This window comes from Amycolatopsis sp. CA-126428 (assembly GCF_002904335.1).
GTDB lineage: Bacteria > Actinomycetota > Actinomycetes > Mycobacteriales > Pseudonocardiaceae > Amycolatopsis.
In genome coordinates, this window is sequence record NZ_PPHF01000169.1 from 26,293 (window position 1) to 43,523 (window position 17,231).

19 protein-coding genes are annotated in these 17,231 nt (G+C 69.2%); 3 read left to right on the plus strand and 16 right to left on the minus strand.

Features of this window, described 5'->3' with window-relative positions; translation table 11 throughout:
- Positions 1–2 precede the first annotated feature (2 nt).
- Complete coding sequence (locus tag C2L58_RS44170) at positions 3–884, plus strand: metal ABC transporter permease (RefSeq protein WP_103343594.1); 882 nt, start codon at positions 3–5, stop codon at positions 882–884.
- On the opposite strand, the gene C2L58_RS44175 is transcribed toward C2L58_RS44170, so the two are convergent.
- The gene (locus C2L58_RS44175; protein WP_103343595.1) at positions 881–2,089 is read right to left on the minus strand and encodes a DUF445 domain-containing protein; all 1,209 of its coding nucleotides are present in this window, start codon (positions 2,087–2,089) and stop codon (positions 881–883) included. The two genes, C2L58_RS44170 and C2L58_RS44175, sit on opposite strands and share 4 nt — an antisense overlap.
- A 40-nt stretch (positions 2,090–2,129) precedes the next feature.
- Positions 2,130–3,356, minus strand: coding sequence for a DUF445 family protein (locus tag C2L58_RS44180; protein ID WP_103343596.1), 1,227 nt, complete (start codon positions 3,354–3,356; stop codon positions 2,130–2,132).
- A gap of 121 nt (positions 3,357–3,477) precedes the next feature.
- Here C2L58_RS44180 and C2L58_RS44185 point away from each other — a divergent pair, with 121 nt between their 5' ends.
- Together C2L58_RS44185 and C2L58_RS44190 are read left to right on the plus strand one after the other, a co-directional pair.
- Positions 3,478–4,443 (plus strand): hypothetical protein, encoded by a 966-nt coding sequence (locus C2L58_RS44185; protein ID WP_103343597.1) that lies wholly within the window; start codon positions 3,478–3,480, stop codon positions 4,441–4,443.
- A 507-nt stretch (positions 4,444–4,950) separates the two neighbouring features.
- Positions 4,951–5,601, plus strand: a complete 651-nt coding sequence (locus C2L58_RS44190) for a class II aldolase/adducin family protein (protein WP_103343598.1) — start codon at positions 4,951–4,953, stop codon at positions 5,599–5,601.
- Here C2L58_RS44190 and C2L58_RS44195 read toward each other — a convergent pair.
- From C2L58_RS44195 to C2L58_RS44260, 14 genes are all read right to left on the minus strand, one after another.
- Complete coding sequence (locus C2L58_RS44195) at positions 5,598–6,251, minus strand: HD family phosphohydrolase (RefSeq protein ID WP_103343599.1); 654 nt, start codon at positions 6,249–6,251, stop codon at positions 5,598–5,600. The genes C2L58_RS44190 and C2L58_RS44195 overlap by 4 nt on opposite strands.
- Positions 6,252–6,324: 73 nt before the next feature.
- On the minus strand, positions 6,325–6,963 hold the full coding sequence (locus C2L58_RS44200; protein ID WP_103343600.1) for a hypothetical protein: 639 nt from the start codon (positions 6,961–6,963) through the stop codon (positions 6,325–6,327).
- Positions 6,964–6,965: 2 nt separating this feature from the next.
- On the minus strand, positions 6,966–7,979 hold the full coding sequence (locus C2L58_RS44205; protein ID WP_199191725.1) for a hypothetical protein: 1,014 nt from the start codon (positions 7,977–7,979) through the stop codon (positions 6,966–6,968).
- 182 nt (positions 7,980–8,161) lie between these two features.
- Complete coding sequence (locus tag C2L58_RS44210; RefSeq protein WP_103343601.1) at positions 8,162–8,743, minus strand: transglutaminase-like domain-containing protein; 582 nt, start codon at positions 8,741–8,743, stop codon at positions 8,162–8,164.
- Positions 8,744–8,816: 73 nt separating this feature from the next.
- A complete protein-coding gene (locus C2L58_RS44215) occupies positions 8,817–9,422 on the minus strand; it encodes a histidine phosphatase family protein (protein ID WP_103343602.1) in 606 nt (201 codons plus the stop codon).
- Positions 9,423–9,671: 249 nt separating this feature from the next.
- Positions 9,672–11,105, minus strand: a complete 1,434-nt coding sequence (locus C2L58_RS44220) for an MBOAT family O-acyltransferase (protein WP_103343603.1) — start codon at positions 11,103–11,105, stop codon at positions 9,672–9,674.
- A gap of 52 nt (positions 11,106–11,157) precedes the next feature.
- Positions 11,158–12,114 carry a 23S rRNA (guanosine(2251)-2'-O)-methyltransferase RlmB gene (gene rlmB, locus C2L58_RS44225; protein WP_013230407.1) on the minus strand — a complete coding sequence of 319 codons (957 nt, stop codon included), beginning with the start codon at positions 12,112–12,114 and terminating at the stop codon, positions 11,158–11,160.
- 29 nt (positions 12,115–12,143) lie between these two features.
- A complete protein-coding gene (cysS, locus tag C2L58_RS44230) occupies positions 12,144–13,532 on the minus strand; it encodes a cysteine--tRNA ligase (RefSeq protein WP_103343604.1) in 1,389 nt (462 codons plus the stop codon).
- Positions 13,533–13,574: 42 nt separating this feature from the next.
- Positions 13,575–14,261: an HAD family hydrolase gene (locus C2L58_RS44235; RefSeq protein ID WP_103343605.1), complete on the minus strand. Its 687-nt coding sequence runs from the start codon at positions 14,259–14,261 to the stop codon at positions 13,575–13,577.
- Positions 14,262–14,282: 21 nt separating this feature from the next.
- Positions 14,283–14,669, minus strand: coding sequence for a PPOX class F420-dependent oxidoreductase (locus C2L58_RS44240; RefSeq protein WP_103343606.1), 387 nt, complete (start codon positions 14,667–14,669; stop codon positions 14,283–14,285).
- A gap of 10 nt (positions 14,670–14,679) precedes the next feature.
- On the minus strand, positions 14,680–15,075 hold the full coding sequence (locus C2L58_RS44245) for a PPOX class F420-dependent oxidoreductase (protein WP_103343607.1): 396 nt from the start codon (positions 15,073–15,075) through the stop codon (positions 14,680–14,682).
- A gap of 351 nt (positions 15,076–15,426) precedes the next feature.
- Positions 15,427–15,894, minus strand: a complete 468-nt coding sequence (ispF, locus tag C2L58_RS44250; protein ID WP_103343608.1) for a 2-C-methyl-D-erythritol 2,4-cyclodiphosphate synthase — start codon at positions 15,892–15,894, stop codon at positions 15,427–15,429.
- Positions 15,891–16,505, minus strand: coding sequence for an IspD/TarI family cytidylyltransferase (locus C2L58_RS44255; RefSeq protein ID WP_103343609.1), 615 nt, complete (start codon positions 16,503–16,505; stop codon positions 15,891–15,893). The genes ispF and C2L58_RS44255 overlap by 4 nt, the downstream gene beginning before the upstream one ends.
- Before the next feature lie 56 nt (positions 16,506–16,561).
- Positions 16,562–17,053 (minus strand): CarD family transcriptional regulator, encoded by a 492-nt coding sequence (locus C2L58_RS44260; RefSeq protein ID WP_004559016.1) that lies wholly within the window; start codon positions 17,051–17,053, stop codon positions 16,562–16,564.
- Between the last annotated feature and the right edge of the window lie 178 nt (positions 17,054–17,231).

The window sequence follows — 17,231 nt, forward strand, 5'->3', positions numbered from 1 at the left end:
TCTTGGATCTGTTCGACTTCGGCAAGACCTGGGAGCTGATCACCGAGCTCGACGGCGTCCAGACGGCGTTGCTGGCGGCGGCGATCCTCGGCCTGGTGGCGGGCGTGCTGGGCCCGCTGATCGTGATGCGGCGGATGTCGTTCGCCGTGCACGGCACGTCCGAGCTGGCGTTCACCGGCGGCGCGGCGGCCCTGCTGCTCGGGATCGGCGTCGAGTACGGCGCGCTGATCGGCGCGGTGGTGGCGGCGCTGCTGCTGGGCATCCTCGGCGCGCGTGACGCCGACCGCGACTCGGTGATCGGCGTGATCCTGTCGTTCGGCCTCGGCATGGGCGTGCTGTTCCTGTCGTTCTACAAAGGACGGTCCGGGAACAAGTTCGGGATCCTGACCGGCCAGATCATCACGATCGACTCGACGAACCTGACGTTGTTCGTGGTCTCGTCGGTGGTGGTGCTGGCGGTGCTGGCGCTGGTGTACCGGCCGTTGCTGTTCGCTTCGGTGGACCGGAACGTGGCGGTGGCGCGCGGGGTCCCGGTGAAGACGCTGACGGTGGTGTTCGCGCTGCTGGTGGGTGTCTCGACGGCGCTGAGTGTGAAGGTGGTCGGCTCGCTGCTGGTGGTCGCCCTGATGGTGACGCCGGCGGCCGCGGCCGCTCGCGTGACGGCGTCCCCCTGGAAGGCGACGGTGCTTTCGGTGGTGTTCGCCGAGGTTTCGGCGATCGGCGGGATCGTGCTGTCGCTGGCCCCCGGCCTGCCGGTGAGCGCGTTCGTGACGGCGATTTCGTTCCTGATCTACGTCGTCTGCCGGGTGCTCGCCTGGCAGCGCGACCGCCGGACCCGGGTCCGGTCGGTGGACCCGGCTCCCGATCTGATCGCGGCGGCCTAACCCAGCATCAGCAGGACCTGCAGCTCACCCACGACGAACCCGATCACCCCGCCGACGGCGATGAGCTTCCACTCGTCCTGCCGGAACGCCGGCCGCAGCAGGCCCTCGAACTCCAGCGGCGTCAACGCCAGCATCCGCTGCTCGATCACCTTCGCGACGTCCATCGCCTCGGTCAGGTAGCCCTCGGCGTACCGGGCCGTGTCCGGCAGCTGCTCCAGCGCCTTCCGGGCCGCCGCGTGCTTCATTTCGCGCAGGCGCGTGCCGCCCACCGTCCAGGCCAGGGGCATCTGCGCGTCGACCGTTTCCGACACCAGGTGCTCCACGCGGGCGGCCAGCCGGTCGGCGCGGGGGCCGCGCAGGATCGCGTCGAGCAGGTTCTGGACGGTGAGGACCTCGGTCGCGATCAGCTCGCCGTACTGCCGCGCCACCTCGGCCCGGCGGCGCTGGAACTTGCCCTGGAAGATCACCCGCCCCACACGCACCGGCTCGCGGGGGACGAAGATCAGCTTGATCGCCAGCCAGTCCGTGCACAGCCCGATGACGCCGCCGAACACCGGCAGCACCCACGGCTCGCGCGTGAACGCCCACACGATCGTCTGCACGACACCCAGCCCGAACCCGAAGTAGATGCCCATCCGCGCGATGAACGCCATCTCCGGGCGGGACGTCTCGCGGATCAGCCGCACCAGCAGCTTCTTGTCGCGGGTCAGCCGCTGGACCGTCATGTGCTGGACGTCGAGCACCTCGTCGAGGTTCTCGCGGACGTCGTCGAGGAAGTCCCGCACCAGCCGCGGCGCCGATGCCTGGACCTGCTTGATCAGCAGCTCCTGCGCCAGCGTCGGCAGGACCTCCCACAGCCGCGGGTGGTGCTCGGCCAGCACCTCGCGGGCGATGTGGTCGACCGCGCGCAGCAGCGGCTGTTCCAGCTCGCTGGTGATGATCACCGGGTCGATCCGGCCCAGGACCTCTTTGAGGTCCAGCAGGTTCGCCGTCAGCAGCTCGGTCGCGACCGCGGCCATCCGCCCGCCGTGCTTCGGGACGACGCCCTGCCAGCCGAGCAGCGGCGGGATCCCCACGAACTCCAGCGGCCGGAACATCATCTCGATGGCGACCCGCTTGGTGACGTACCCGATCAGCGCGGCGACGAACGGCATCGCCGCGTACAGCGGCCAGTGCAGGGCGAGGTCGTGCAGGACAGCGTCCATTCCGGCCTCCCTCGCGATCCCGAGATCGAAACCGTACCGGCTACCCGAGCAGCAGGAGCACCTGCAGTTCCCCCACCAGGCCGCCGATGACCGCGCCGACGGCGATGAGCTTCCACTCGTCCTGCTTGAAGGCCGGCCGCAGGATGCCCTCGAATTCGAGCGGGGTCAGCTGCTGCATCTTCGTGACGATCGTGTTCCGGACGTCGAGGGCGCCGGTGGCGTAGCTCTCGACGTGTTTCACCGTTTCGGGGAGGAATTCGATCGCTTTGGCGGCGGCCGCGCGCTTCATCTCCTGGTATTGCCGGCCGCCGATGGTCAGCGCGACCAGCGGCTTGGCGATGCTCGCCTGCGCGTCGATCGTGCGCTGGACCTCGCGGGTGACCATGGCGAACAGCTTGTCGGCCCGCGGCCCGGTGAGCACGGCCTCCATCACGTTCCGCACGGTGAGCACCTCGTCGGCGATCAGCGCACCGTAGTCGGCGGCGACCTCCTGGCGGCGCTTCTGGAACATGCCCTGCCAGCGGAAGACGCCGAACCCGCGGGGCTCGCGTGGGTAGAAGATCATCTTGAGGGCGAGCCAGTCCGTGACGAAGCCCGTGACGAAACCGAAGACCGGCATGATGAGCGGCTCTTTCGTCAGCGCCCAGGCGGCGAACTGGACGAGCCCGATCACGAACCCGAACCAGATCCCCGACCGCGCGATGAACCGGAACTCGGGCGCGGCGACCTCGCGGATCAGCCGGCAGGTCAGCGACTTGTCGCGGACCATGGCGTTGATCAGCATGTCGTCGACGTCGAGGACGTCGTCGATGTTGGCCGAGACCTCCCGCAGCAGCCGCTTGACGACGATCGGCGCCTGCGCGCGGACCTGGTCGACGAGCAGCTGCTGCGCCCGCGCCGGCAGCAGTTCCCAGAGCCGCGGCTGGTAGGTCTCCATGACCTCCCGCGTGATCTCCTCGACGGCCTTCAGCAGGGGCGGTTCGAGCTCTTTGACCATTTCTTCCGGATCGAGCCGGGCGAAGATCTCCTGCGGGTCGACGAGGTTGCGGGTCAGCAGGTCGACGGCCGTGGTGGCCATCCGCCGCGCGTTCGCCGGGATGACGCCCTGCCAGCCGAAGGGTTTGACGCCGGCGAACTCCAGGGGCCGGAACATCATCTCGATGGCGACGCGCTTGGTGAGGTAGCCGATCAGGGCGGCGATGAGCGGCATGGTGGCGTAGACGGGCCAGTGCGCGCCGATGTCCGCGAGGACGGCCGGTATGTCCACAGTGAACTCCTCACGTCCGGCCGACGGTTCAGGATGCCATGCGTCACCGGGGGTTCCAATATTCGTGATGCATCCGTTTGGCGGTACGCATCGAAGGACCCTTGCTCATTAAGGTGGCCCGATGGTCGCGCCTGAGAAGCCCCAGTCCGCTCCGAAGACTGCCCAGTTCGCCGTCGGTGTCCGCGGCTACAACCAGCGTCAGGTCGACGCGCGCCTCGCCGAGCTGACGAAGGAGCTTCGCGAGACGTCCCGCAACCGCGACGACGCCGTCGCGACGTCCTCGGACCTGACGAAGGCCCTCGCGTACGCGCAGAAGGAGCTGGCCGAGACGAAGGCCGCCCTGGCCAGGATGAGCTCGAGCCCGTCCGGCGCGGGCGCGATGGCCGAGCGCGTCCGGATGATGATGCAGCTCGCCGAAGAGGAGATCGCGGACCTGCGTTCGGCCGCCGAGGCGGATGCGGAATCGACCCGCGACCAGGCGGACAAGTACGCGCACGAGACCCGCCGCACGGCCGACAAGCTGGCGAAGGACGCGGAGGAGGAGCGCGCCCGGCTGCTGTCGCAGGCGAAGAGCGAGATCGAGAAGCTGAACGCGGCGGCGGGCGCGAAGAGGGTCGAGCAGGCAGCGGCGGCCGAGCGAGCCCGCAAGGAAGCGGACGCGGCGGCCGAGGCGGCCGCGGCTGCGCTGCGTGAGGAAGCGGACCAGAAGGCGGCCGCGGAGCTGGCCGCGCGGAAGAAGGCCTTCGAGGAGGAGTTCGCGCGGAAGAAGCAGGAGACGGAGGCCGCGCTGGCTTCGGCTCAGGCGGCGCAGGCTTCGGCGGATCAGAACCGGAAGCTGGCGCTGGACCTGCGGGCGAAGATCGCGGAGCGGATCGCGGCTACGGATGTGGCGGTGAAGGAAGCTATGCGGCTGCTGGCGCCTGCGGAAGATGCTCCTGCTGCTCCGGCCGCTTCTGCTGCTCCTGCTGGTCCCGGCGCTCCTGCCGCTCCTGCCGCGAATGGGGACCGGAAGCCTGCGCCTGCTCCGAAGGTTTCGGCGGCTTCCGCTGGTTCTTCGGCTGCTCCGGCTGCTCCGGCGAAGGCCTAGTTGTCTTGGGTTGTCCGTAGATTTTGGGAGTCCCACCACCCCGAAGCCGAATTGTGACTACGGACGGTGGCGCCGCGTCAAGGCGGGAAAGATGCCTTGACCCGGCGCCACCGTCCGTGTTTTGGCTTCGGATCGGGGTGGCGGGGAGGTCTGGGTGGGGTGCCGGTCATGCGCGGGCCTGCCGGTTTCGGCGGCCTGCGGCCTGCGGCCGGGCGAACCGCGGCCTGCGGCCGGGCGGACGGGGGCGGACGGCGGCGGGCGGACCGCGGCGGGCGGCCGCGGCGGGCGGCCGCGCGGACCGCGGCCTGCGGCCCCGTGATCCTCTGCCGATGCGCAAGCCCGACCCGACCCGACCGGCGTGGCCCGACCTGGCCCGACCCGACCCAACCTGGCCCGGCCCGGCCCGGCAAAGCGAATAAATCCCCCGCGCGGGGAGGTGGCCGAAGCTTGTGGGTGGCTGGCAGTGTTCAGCTCAGTTGCTGATCACCCACTAGACGGGACCTGCGCATGATCCTCGAGACCGAGCGGGCCGCCGTGTGTGCCTATGCGCGCCGGATGGTCGGTGATGGCCTGGTCGTCGGTACCTCCGGCAACGTCTCGCTGCGGGCCGGTGATCTCGTCGCCGTCACGCCCACCGGTGTCGCTTACTCCAGCCTGACTCCCGGCGACATCGCCGTCGTCGATCTTGGGGGGCAGGTTGTCGATGGCTCGCTCAAGCCGACTAGTGAACTGCCGATGCACCTGTCCGTGTACTGGGATGTTCGTGACCCGGACAGTGAGCCCGTCACCGCCGTCGTGCACACGCACTCGCCGCACGCCACCGCCGTCTCGACGCTTGTGCGTGAGGTTCCGCCGATTCACTACATCATCGCCACCATCGGTCCCTCGGTGCGTGTCGCGCGCTACGCCACCTACGGCACGCCGGAGCTTGCGGCCGCCGTGCTGGAGGCGCTCGAAGGGCGCCGTGGCTGCCTGCTGGCCAACCACGGCACCCTCACCTACGGCGACGGTCTGGAGGCCGCTTACCACCGCGCCCAGCAGCTCGAATGGGCCTGCCGCGTGTGGCTGCTCGCGCAGAGCGCCGGCCGGCCCAGCCTGCTGCCGCCGCCCGAGGTCGCCAATGTCGTCGAACGGCTGCGGGGTTACGGGCAGGGCTAAGACGCCACCGCGGCCAGCAGCTCCGCCACCGTCGGGTCGTCCACCGCCTCCTTGATGCAGCGCCACAGCTGCAGGTTCGCCGTCGCCCAGCGGGAGTACGTGGCCGCCGCCTCCGGGTTGTAGAAGTAATACCCCTCGTCGTGGACGTCGCACTGCTCGCCGACGATCTTGTCCGCCAGCTCGCGCAGGCTCAGCCCGTTCTCGCGCAGGTACCGGTGCGCCAGCACCACCGGCGTCACCGGCAACGCCTTGAACAACGTGTCCGCGTCGCTCAGTGCCTGCGCTTCCAGCGAAATGTCGCGGCCGCGCGTGGCCATTTCCGCTTCGTCGACGATCTCGTCGATCCACCGCGCGATCCACGCCGGAACGCCGCATTCGGCGAGGATTTCCCGCCGCAGGCTCCGGCCCGCCGCGGCGGGCGAGTTCCGGAGCACCAGGTAGTTGACGTCGTGCACCAGCGCGGCCACTTCCACCACCGCCGCGTCGGCACCGTTGTGCCGGGCGAAACCGGCCGCCTTCGTGCGGACGAAATTCACGTGGTGCCACCCGTGGAACGGCAGCCGATCGGCGTACTCCCGGCAGAGCCGGTGGACCCGATTACCGATGGCGTCGACGATGACGTGGTCGATCGTGCTTTCCTGCGTGCGCATACACCTCTCCCATCCCGGCCGTGGTGTTCAGACGGGTGGAGTAATGGTAAGCGCCGCTGACGCCGGTGTGTAGCTAGATGCGGTCGGCCAATTCCCCCAATCGGACCTCTACCGGAACGTGACGATGACCGATTCCGCCGGCCGGATCGAACGACAAGCTGAAACTGCTCACCGGGCGTGATTTGACGAGGAAAGTCATCGTTCCGGTGGCCGCTTCCGGGATCCGGTGGAATTCGTCGGCGAGCATGGTGGCGCACGCGCCGGCCAGGCACCGCGTCCGGCGGCGCAACCGCGCGGACGTGATCAGCCCGGTGCCGGCGTCGATCGTCGTCTCGTACCTTTCGTGCAGGTAGTCACCACGGAGGATCGTGGTGCAGAAGTGGTACCTGTGGTTGTGCACCGAGTCCGCGTACCCCTCCCGCCAGTCCTGCTGCGCCTTGTATTCGTGCAGCCAGAAGGAAAACGGGTCGGTCGGCGAATCGAGCAGGCACCAGGCGAAGTGGGTGGTCGTTTCCCGGGACGAGCGCAGGACCTTGGTGGCCTGCGCGGCGGACAGTGCGCGGAGCTGCGTGCGCAGCTCTTCCCGCAGCCCGGCCTGGGCGGCCCACGGCCGGAACCAGCCGTCGACGGCGCGCCAGTCCGCGGCGAGCGGGAACCTGGCCGTGCGCAGGCGCGTGGCCAGTTCGGAAAGGGGGGACAGGCGGGTGAGCAAGGTCAGCTCCCTAGCTCGGCGACTGCGGAGAACTCCGCGCGGAAGGCGTGGAACTTGCCCTCCAGCTCGCGGAACTGCTCCTCGGACAACGGGGATCCGGTGATCTTTTCGAACAGCGCCAGGAAATCCGTCCGCGTCGTCGCGGACGTGATGCGGAAGTGGCGGCCGGTCCGGGACTGCGAGACGCGCACGAATTCGGCGCGTTCCATGTTGTAGAGGAAGGAACCTTCGGTGAATCGCAAGGACCGCGGGTACAGCTTGGTGGCGCCGCGGACGTCGCTGTAGAGCGACACCCACACGCTGGCGTCGAACATCTCGAGCCGGTCCAGCGGCGGGTCGGCGACCACGGTGATGTCGACCGACGCGCAGCGGCTGCGCGCCAGGAAGAGGCCGACGAGCCCGATCCGGATCTCTTCGTCGAGCCGGGTCTGGATTCGTTCGTAGTCGACGTCGGCCGCCTCACGCCGCAGCAGGTACCGGGCGCGCCCGCTGATCGAGCTCGCGTCGCGCGGATCGGCGATGACGGCCCGCAGTTCCCGCTCGGTGCGGGAAAGCAGCAGCCGGGCGGCCGCGTGCCGCCCGGAGAAACCGCGGAAGAAGTACTGCCGGGTCGCGTCGAGGTCGGCCATCAGCGCGCGGTTGAACGCGGGGTCGGGATCGGTCGTCGCCTCGAAGACGTCGGTGGGGAAGAACTCCTTGTTCAGCGCGCGGTATTCGGCGCTCAGGTCCTCCAGCGCGCGCCGGCTTTCCTCGATCACCGGGGTGACGAGTGCCTTCTGCGACGCGCTGGCGGTGATCAGTGTCTGGCCGAACCCGACGATCGCGGAGATCAGGGTGCCGGTGCCCAGCGACGTCACCAGGTTCTTCCCGGTGCCGGGGTCCATCAGGCCGGCGATCCACAAGCTCAGGCCGGCGACCACGACCAGGACCGTGAGGAGCAGGCTCGTCCTGGTCCAGAAGATCTCTTGCAGCGGGGTACGGCGGAGGCGTCCGTCAGCCGCGGCCACGTGCTTCACCTCCCTCGAACCACCCGAACGGACGTATGCGTAAAGTGTCTGTTCGAGCGCGGGGAGTCACTTTACGCGCCTATCGAGGTGTGCGATATAAGAAGTTCGGGGGACAGGACTGACGGACGGACGTCACTCTCGGCAATAATTCACCGAGTCGGCCGGTTTTCCGAAAATAGGGAAAACCATGATCAAAGCGTGCGCGGGAGCCCCTTTTCGTACCAGCCCGGGCCCGGTTCGGCGGTCATCAGGTAGTCCACCACGACCGGGGCGGGCGCCGGGTGGATCTCCGGGTGGTCGCGTTCACCACGGGCCAGGTCGACCGGCCAGGCCAGTTTTTCTTCGTCGAGCGAAAACTCGCCGCCGGCACCCGTGCGGTTGCCGCGGGCGTCGAGCCGGGACCACTTGCCGTGCAGGTACACGGCATTCAGCCCGTGCAGCGCGGAGAGCTCCTGGTAGCAGAAGCCGGCCGGAATCCCTTGCGCCCGCAGCAAAGCGGCGAGCAGGTGCGACTTCGCGTAGCAGATCCCGACGCGCTCGCGCAGGACGTCCGACGCCCGCCAGGTGACCCGCGGATCACCGGCGTCGATGACGTGCTCGACCTCGTCCCGCACGAAGAGGAAAGCGGTTCTGGCGGCTTCGGCGGGATCGTCGCCGCCGGCGCGCAGAGCGTCGGCGAGCGCGCGGATCGAGGGGTGCTCGTGGTCGACGACGGCGTCGGCGGCGAGGTAGTCGCCGAGCCGATCGGAAGTGGGCGCCGGAACCGGATGCATCCACGCATCCTGACACGTTCGGCCATTCGGGCGAGAGCCGTTTTCCGGGGCGGACACGCTTCGCGGTTGCCGGCTACGGAACGTAGAAGTCGGGCGGGAAGCCGGTCCAGCGCAGTTCGGCGGGGAGGTGGCTCAGGTCGTTGTAGGTCAGCAGCGCGGCGGGCCGTCCCGGGGAGTACCGGATGACGGTCAGGCCGGCGTTGGCGTGGGTGAGGGTGAGCCAGCGCCACGGCGGTGCGTCCTGGGCCGCGCGGATGAGCCAGCCGGCGAGGAAGTTGTGCGTGACGAGGACTTCGTACCTGGGCTCGCTTCCCGGCACCGGACCGCTGAACCGGCGTTCGGCGTCGGCGGCCAGTTCTTCGTCGGCGGGCGGGAATTGGCGGGTGAAGGCGAGCAGGAGGTCGCCGGAGGTTTCCGGGAGTTCCTCGCGCTTCGGCGTGTACGGGACGAAGTCGCCGGCCGCCTTCTCGACGTGGAGGGGAACAGCCGGGAGCTGGCCGGCGACGAGGTGGGCGGTCTGTGCGGCCCGCGGCAGGGGGCCGTGGTGGATCGAGGTGACCGGGACGTCGCGGAGACGACGTCCGAGCAGGACGGCTTGGCGCCGGCCCGCTTCGGTGAGCGTTCCGTCCGGTCCCGCTTCACCGTGACGGGTGAGGAAGAGGTACCGCGTGGTCAGCACGGGGTCAGGGTTTCACGCTTGGGCCGTTCGGGTGAGCGGGTTGGGGATAGTGAACGGATGAGCGAGCCCTGGGGGCTTCCTCAGGCGAGGGGGACGAGCGCGCCTTCGGGGCTTTTCGCTCGGGGTTTGGGCGGCTACCGATCATGCTGCCGGTTTGCGGGCTTGGTTGTGCTGCCGGTTCGGCCGTCTGTCGGCAGGGGGGTGTGGTCGGTGCGGTTGGTGTGGCCTTGTGCGGTCGGGGGTGTGGTTTTAGAACTGGTAGTACAAGAACGGGCTGAATGTTCCTGTTGCGATCAAGATTGCCGCGTACAGCAGGCCTGCCGTCATCACTCCGATTCTCAGTGCCGTTGCCGGGCGGCTTCGGCTCGACTCCAGGAGTGGTCCCGTTACCGGGTGGGGTGGGAGGGCGAATACCGCCAGTGCCGCCAGGAGCAACACCAGGCGCTGGTTGGTGAATGCCTGCTGCACCCCCGCTCCCAGGCCGTCGAAGTCGGGGATCAGCATGTGGCCGAGCATCGACAGTGCGTGGCCCAGGTCCGGGGATCGGAAGAACACCCAGCCGATCACCACCAGCAACATCGTCAGGGCCCTGCGGAGGTAGCGCTTCCACGGTGTCGATGGGTCCAAGTCCAAGCCGAAGCGGCGCTCGATCACCAGGAGTGCGCCGTGGTAGCAGCCCCACACCAGGAACGTCCACTGGGCTCCGTGCCAGAAGCCCGTCAGGACGAACACTATGCAGAGGTTGCGGTACGTCTTGGCCGCTCCGCGGCGGTTGCCGCCCAGGGGGATGTACACGTAGTCGCGGAACCAGCGGCTCAAGCTCATGTGCCAGCGGCGCCAGAACTCCGTGATCGTCACCGAGGAATACGGTCTCGCGAAGTTCTCCGGCAGCCGGAAGCCCAGCATGCGGCCGAGGCCGATGGCCATGTCCGAATAGCCCGAGAAGTCGAAGAACAGCTGGAGGGTGTAGCCGATCGCGCCCAGCCAGGCCGTGCTGAACGTCAGCTGGTCCGAGGGGACCTTGAAACACGCGTCCACCAGCGGGCTCAGTGAGTCCGCGATGATCGTCTTCTTGCACAGGCCCAGCGCGAACCGGGGAAAGCCCGCCGCGATGTCGTCCAGGCGGTGCGAGCGCAGCTGCGGGAGCTGGTCGGCGATCTCGCGGTAGCGCACGATCGGGCCCGCCACCAGCTGCGGGAACATCGCGATGTACGCCGCGAAGGACACCGGGTTGCGCAGCGCCGGACGCTCGCCGCGGTAGATGTCGACCACGTACGAAATGTGGTGGAACGTGAAGAACGAGATGCCGATCGGGACCACCAGGCTCGCCACCGGCACGCTGCCGCCGAACCAGTGGGCCACCGCCGCGATCTGCTGGGTCGCGAAGCCCGCGTACTTCCAGACCAGCAGCACCGCGACGTCGAACGACACCACCGCGATGAGGATCCGGCGCCTCCGGACGCCGTGGACGTCCCAGGGGCTCGGGGCCAGCAGCGGCCCCGCCAGGAAGTTGACGACCATGCAGCCGAGCAGCAGGAACACGAACCCGCCGGCGCCGATCGTGTAGAACAGCAGGCTGGCGACCGCGATGATGCCGTTTCGCCAGCGCTGCGGGCACACCAGCACGGCGATGAGCACCGCCGGCATGAAGTACCACAAGAAGAGCGGCGAAACGAACGACATCGGGTCCCCTCGGTCTATCCGACGGTGACCTTAACCCGGCTGGGTGGTCGTGTCAGACCCGCCCGGCGAGACGACGGCGGCGCGCCACCTCCGCGAGCAGGACCCCCGCCGCCACCGAGGCGTTGAGGGATTCGACGCCCGCGGCCATCGGGATCGACACCGTCGCGTCACACGTTTCCCGCACCAGGCGGGACAGCCCGCGGCCCTCCGAGCCGAGCACGATGACCAGCGGGTCGGCCGCCAGCTCCAGCTCGTCGATGTCCACCGAACCGTCGGCGTCCAGGCCCACCAGCATCAGGCCGTCGTTCGCCCACGCCTTGAGCTGCCGCGTCAGGTTCGTCGCCACCGCGATCGGCAGCTTCGCCGCCGTGCCCGCGCTCGTCCGCCACGCCACCGCCGTCATGCCCGCGCTGCGCCGCTCCGGCAACAGCACGCCGTGGGCGCCGAACGCCGCCGCCGAGCGGATGACCGCGCCCAGGTTGCGGGGGTCGGTGACGCCGTCGAGCGCGACGAACAGCGGGACCTCGCCCGAGTTGCGCGCCGCCGCCATCAGGTCGTCCGGGTGCGCGTACTCGAACGGCGGAACCTGCAGGCCCAGGCCCTGGTGCACGGCCCGGTTGGTCTTGCGGTCCAGCTCCTCGCGCGGGATCTCCAGGATCGAGATGCCCTTGTCGCCGGCCAGCCGGACGGCGTCGTTCACGCGGTCGTCGATCTCGATGTTCAGCGCGACGTACAACGCCGTCGCCGGGACGCCCGCGCGCAGCGCCTCGACCACCGGGTTGCGCCCGGCGATCAGCTCCGGCTTGTCGGCCTTCTTCTGCCGCGCCTGGTCGCGCTTCGTCGCGGCGTTGGCCGACCGGTAGGCCTTGTGCCCGGGGCGGTCCTCCGCCTTCGGGGTCGGGCCCTTGCCTTCGAGGGCCTTGCGGCGCTGACCGCCCGAGCCGACGACGGCGCCCTTCTTGGTGCCCGTCTTGCGGATCGCGCCCTGGCGCCGCGAGTTGCCTGCCATGGTGAAAGTTCCTTGCGTAGAAAGCCGGTTCAGTCGGACTTCACAGTCCACTGAGGACCGTTGGGGGTGTCCTCCACCACGATGCCCGCCTGCTGGAGGCGGTCACGGGCGGCGTCCGCGCGAGCGAAGTCCTTCTCGGCCCGGGCCTGCTGGCGCTCGGCCAGCAGCCCTTCGACGATCCGGGACAGCGCTTCTTTGGTGGGCGTTTCGGAACCGCCCGCCTCGGACCAGCGCGCGGACAGCGGGTCGAGGCCGAGCACGTCGGTCATCGCGCGGACGGCCGCGGCGAGTTCGAGTGCCTTTGAGGTGTCGCCCGCGTCGAGGGCGGCGTTACCGTCCCGCACCGTGGTGTGGACCACGGCGAACGCCTGCGGGGTGGCGAGGTCGTCGTCGAGCGCGTTCGCGAACGCCTCGGGGATCGTGCCGACCGGCACGTCGCCCGACGCGGCGGCGCGGCGCAGGAACGTCTCGATCCGCCGATAGCCCTGCGCGGCCTCGGAGACCGCGGTGTCGGAGTACTCGATGGTCGACCGGTAGTGCGGCTGGACCAGGTAGTACCGCAGCTCCGGGGCCCGGTAGCGGTCCAGCATGGCGGGGATCGACACGGTGTTGCCGAGCGACTTCGACATCTTCTCGCCCGACATGGTCACCCAGGCGTTGTGCAGCCAGAACCGCGCGAACGCGTCGCCCGCCGCGTTGGACTGGGCACGCTCGTTCTCGTGGTGCGGGAAGACCAGGTCGATGCCGCCGCCGTGGATGTCGAACTCCGCGCCGAGGTACGACGTCGCCATCGCCGAGCACTCGAGGTGCCAGCCCGGCCGGCCGTGGCCCCACGGCGTCGGCCACGACGGCTCGCCCGGCTTCGCGCTCTTCCACATGGTGAAGTCGCGCGGGTCGCGCTTGCCGCGGGTCGGCGTCTCGCCCTGCTGGACGTCCTCCAGGACCTGGCCGGAGAGCTTGCCGTAGTCGTCGAACGACTTCACCGAGAAGTAGACGTCGCCGTCCGCGACGTAGCCGTGGCCGCTCTCGATGAGGCGATCCATCAGCTCGACCATCTGGGTGACGTGCCCGGTCGCGCGCGGGTTGATCGACGGCGGCAGGCAGCCCAGCTGCTCGTACGCCTCTTCGAAGGCGCGTTCGTGCGTCGCGCCCCACTCCCACCAGGGCCGCTCGTTCTCGGCGGCCTTGGTCAGGATCTTGTCGTCGATGTCCGTGACGTTGCGGACCAGCAGCACGTCCAGTCCACTGTGGACGAGCCAGCGGCGCAGGACGTCGTAGTTCAGGACGCCGCGGACGTGCCCGATGTGCGGAACGCCCTGCACGGTGGCACCACACACGTAGATCGACGCCGTTCCGCTACGGACGGGGTGGAACTCCCGTACGCTCCGGGTCGCTGTGTCGAAAAGGTGAAGGGCCACCCTGAAAGGGTACGGGGTGGGCGTGAGCGGCGTCGCAGCCGGTCAGCCGACGCCGTGGGTGCGCAACGCCGTGAGCAGGGCGTCCGGCCGTTCGGCCGTCGGCAGCGGGTCGACCAGCGCGAACTCGCAGCCCAGGGCGCGGGCGCCGCCGTCGGCCTCCTCGCTGTCGCCGACCATCAGCGTCTCGGTGGCCGGCACGCCGAGGGACTCGACGGCCTTGCGGAAGATCTCCAGCTCCGGCTTGATCGCGCCGACCTCGAAGGACAGCACGAACTCGTCGACGTAGGCGTCCCACCCGCGTGCGGTGAACGCGGGCCGGATGTCGAAGGCGATGTTGCTCAGCACGCCGACCTTCAGCCCGCGCTCGGCGGCCGCCTTCAGCGCGGCTTCGGTGTCCGGGTACGGCGTCCACTGGCTGGGATCGATGAGCCGGTCGTAGAGCGCCCGCGCCTGGTCGGCGTGCGGGACGCCGGACTTCTTGAGCACCTCGAGGTACACCTTCCGGTGCAGCGCGGGGTCGCGGTCCCGGTGGTGCCAGGCGTGCACGTGCTCGGCGTCGAGCTCGACGACCTGCCCGACCGGGGCGGTCATCCGGCGCATCAGCTCGGCCTGCGCCTCGATGTCGAGCGGCTCGCCGTCGTGGTTCGTCAGTTCGGTGAGCCAGGTCTCGTCCTGCTCGAGCCGGAAGAGCGTGCCGGAGAAGTCGAACAACACCGCCCTGATCGTCATGGGTTCAGCCTATCGGGATCATCAGGCCGAATGCCCTGTGATGTGTTCGGGAACAACGCGCACGAGCACGCGCACGACGTCGGCCGGCTCGGGCGGGAAGTCCGTGCCGAGGTACTTGCGGGCCAGCTCGTCGTTCAGCTCGCGGCCGCCCTCGACGGTGACCTCGGCGCGGCCGCGGATCTCGACGTAGTTCTCCGGGTCCGCCAGGTCGAAGACGGAGAGCGACACCCGCGGGTCGCGGCGGATGTTGCGTTCCTTGCGCCGGCCCTGGACGGTCACGAAGACCACGGTGTCGCCGTCGCGGCGCGCCCAGACGACGGAGCTCTGCGGCGAGCCGTCGGCGTTGGTGGTGGCCACGACCGGGTAGTTGCGGCCGTCGAGCAGGGCCTTGGTGGCTTCGTTGAACATGGTCTGGACCCTATTTCACGTTGCCGGCGATCTTCTCGGCTTTCAGGCGCACGATCACCCGCTGGACGTCGGTGCCCTCGGGTGGTGGGTCCTGGGCTAGGTACTTGTGGCTGAGCGTCTTCGGGAGGGCTTTGCTTGGGTCGGGGGTGATCGTGACGGTGCCGCGCAGCTGGGTGTGCCGGTAGGGGTTCTCGGCGTCGGTGATCGAGATGCTGATGCGGGGGTCTCGGCGCAGGTTGCGGACTTTTCGGCGGTCCTCGGTTGCGCTGAAGACGAGGTCGCCGTCGTCGAGGCCGATCCAGACGACGGAGGTCTGGGGTCCGCCGTCCGGGTCGATGGTGGCGACGGTGGCGAAGTTCCGGGCGTCGATCAAGGCTCGGACGGGGTCCGGGAGGGTGAGGGGCATATCACGGCGAACCGGCTTGGGTGGGGGGCTATTCCGCCGCTGCGGGAGGAGCGGTCGTGCCCACTACCCCCGCACTCGAGAGCAGCGCTCGTTGCCCATCACCCCGAAGCCCGATTGTGACTACGGACGGTGGTACCGCGTCAAGGCGGGAAAGATGCCTTGACCCGGCACCACCGTCCGCGTTCTGGCTTCGGATCGGGGTGGTGGGGGAGGGCTGGGTGGGGGGCCTGTTATGTCTTCGGCTTGCGTTCACGTCCTACGAAAGCGGCAAAGTTCACATTCGGTCGGCGCTGGGCTGTCCACGCGCCGGCCCTGGAGGTGCGCCACCCGCCGCTGAGGTGCGCCCCTCGCCTACTCCGCTGTGAGCAGCAACGCTGTCGCGAAGGCCGCTATGCCCTCGCCGCGGCCGGTCAGGCCCAGGCCGTCGGATGTGGTTCCGGACACGCTCACCGGGCCGCCCACCGCCTCCGACAGGACCTTCTGTGCCTCTTCGCGCCGCTTTCCTACGCGGGGGGCGTTGCCCACGATCTGGACCGTGGCGTTTCCCACCCGCCAGCCCGCCGCCTCGATCAGGCCGCGGACTTCGGCCAGCATGTCGGTGCCGTGCGCGCCGTCCATGCGGGGGTCGCCCATTCCGAACACTGTGCCCAGGTCGCCGAGGCCCGCGGCCGACAGCAGGGCGTCGCACAGCGCGTGGGCTGCGACGTCGCCGTCGGAGTGGCCCGCGCAGCCGTCGGCGTCCGGCCATGACAGGCCCGCCATCCAGCACTCGCGGCCCGCTTCGATCGGGTGGACGTCGACCCCGTTGCCGATCCTCACAGCGTCTCCTCGTTCTTCGGTGCCGCCGCGATCGCCTCGGCCAGGGACAGTTCGAACTCGCTGGTGACGCGCATCGCGTCCGGGTGGCCGGGGACCGTCGCCGCGCCGGCGGGCACGAGGTCCGGCCGGAACGCCGTGAATGCGTACCCGACCGGTGTCTGGACCGTGCGCAGCCGCGTCCGGTCTTGCGTGCCGATGATCAGCGATGCCGCGTCGGTCACCTTCACCGTGTCGGCCATCGGCAACGCCGGGACCACGACCGATGCGCCGTCACGGACCGCGCTGATGACGTCACGCACCGTTTGCGCAGGCGTGAAGGCTCGCAGTGCGTCGTGGAGGAGTACAACGGAACCAGGGGCGAGTTCGGGCTCGACGGCGGCGAAAGCCTGCCGGAGCGAGCCGGGGACGACCCGGCAGGCGAGGCCGCGAACGGCCTCGGAAAACGACGAAGCACACCGCTGGGGGGCCGCCACCAGCACCAGATCGATCTCCGGCACGTCGAGCAGCCCCCGCACGGTGTGCGTGAGTAGCGCATCACCATGGACCGGCGTGAGAGCGGACTCCCCGTCGGAGGCATGGTGTGCGACGGTCACGATCGCGACGACGTTCATCGGTACGCGAGCGTAGAGGCACCCACCCGCCCGTCGAGCGGGATGCCTGCCTGGGCTCAGACCGTCGCGGTTTCCAGAACTTCGTCGAGGAGGACCTCAGCCTTGTCCTCGTCGGTGCCCTCCGCGAGCGCGAGCTCGCTGACCAGAATTTGCCGCGCCTTCGCCAGCATGCGCTTCTCACCGGCTGAAAGTCCGCGGTCCTTCTCTCGCCGCCAGAGGTCGCGCACCACTTCGGCCACCTTGTTCACATCGCCGGAGGCGAGCTTCTCGAGGTTGGCCTTGTACCGACGAGACCAGTTGGTGGGCTCTTCGGTGTGCGGAGCACGCAGAACGTCGAAGACCTTGTCCAGTCCTTCTTGCCCGACGACATCGCGGACGCCGACGATTTCGGCGTTGTCTGCGGGCACGCGAACCGTGAGATCCCCTTGCGCGACCTTGAGGACGAGGTACTTCTTTTCCTCGCCCTTGATCACGCGGGTCTCGATGGCTTCGATGAGTGCGGCACCGTGGTGCGGGTAGACGACGGTCTCTCCGACCTTGAAAACCATGTGTCCTCTGCCCCTTTCGCTGACTCCATCCTAGCACGAGCCGCCAGTGCCCACCTAGCGGGCCGGACTCGTCCTCGCAGGTCAGCGGCCTGGCCAGGGGTTGACAAACGTCGGACCCCCGTGCTCACGCAGGTAGCGGGGAAGCGTTTCGTCACAGGCCAGGAATTCCTTTGTGGAC

Excerpts from the sequence above, each read along its gene's own strand:
- C2L58_RS44175 (WP_103343595.1), bottom strand. The coding sequence starts at position 2,089 with ATGGACGCTGTCCTGCACGACCTCGCCCTGCACTGGCCGCTGTACGCG.
- C2L58_RS44185 (WP_103343597.1), top strand. The coding sequence starts at position 3,478 with ATGGTCGCGCCTGAGAAGCCCCAGTCCGCTCCGAAGACTGCCCAGTTC.
- C2L58_RS44190 (WP_103343598.1), top strand. The coding sequence starts at position 4,951 with ATGATCCTCGAGACCGAGCGGGCCGCCGTGTGTGCCTATGCGCGCCGG.
- C2L58_RS44195 (WP_103343599.1), bottom strand. The coding sequence starts at position 6,251 with ATGCGCACGCAGGAAAGCACGATCGACCACGTCATCGTCGACGCCATC.
- C2L58_RS44210 (WP_103343601.1), bottom strand. The coding sequence starts at position 8,743 with ATGCATCCGGTTCCGGCGCCCACTTCCGATCGGCTCGGCGACTACCTC.
- C2L58_RS44220 (WP_103343603.1), bottom strand. The coding sequence starts at position 11,105 with ATGTCGTTCGTTTCGCCGCTCTTCTTGTGGTACTTCATGCCGGCGGTG.
- rlmB (WP_013230407.1), bottom strand. The coding sequence starts at position 12,114 with ATGGCAGGCAACTCGCGGCGCCAGGGCGCGATCCGCAAGACGGGCACC.
- C2L58_RS44235 (WP_103343605.1), bottom strand. The coding sequence starts at position 14,261 with ATGACGATCAGGGCGGTGTTGTTCGACTTCTCCGGCACGCTCTTCCGG.
- C2L58_RS44240 (WP_103343606.1), bottom strand. The coding sequence starts at position 14,669 with ATGTTCAACGAAGCCACCAAGGCCCTGCTCGACGGCCGCAACTACCCG.
- C2L58_RS44245 (WP_103343607.1), bottom strand. The coding sequence starts at position 15,075 with ATGCCCCTCACCCTCCCGGACCCCGTCCGAGCCTTGATCGACGCCCGG.
- C2L58_RS44255 (WP_103343609.1), bottom strand. The coding sequence starts at position 16,505 with ATGAACGTCGTCGCGATCGTGACCGTCGCACACCATGCCTCCGACGGG.
- C2L58_RS44260 (WP_004559016.1), bottom strand. The coding sequence starts at position 17,053 with ATGGTTTTCAAGGTCGGAGAGACCGTCGTCTACCCGCACCACGGTGCC.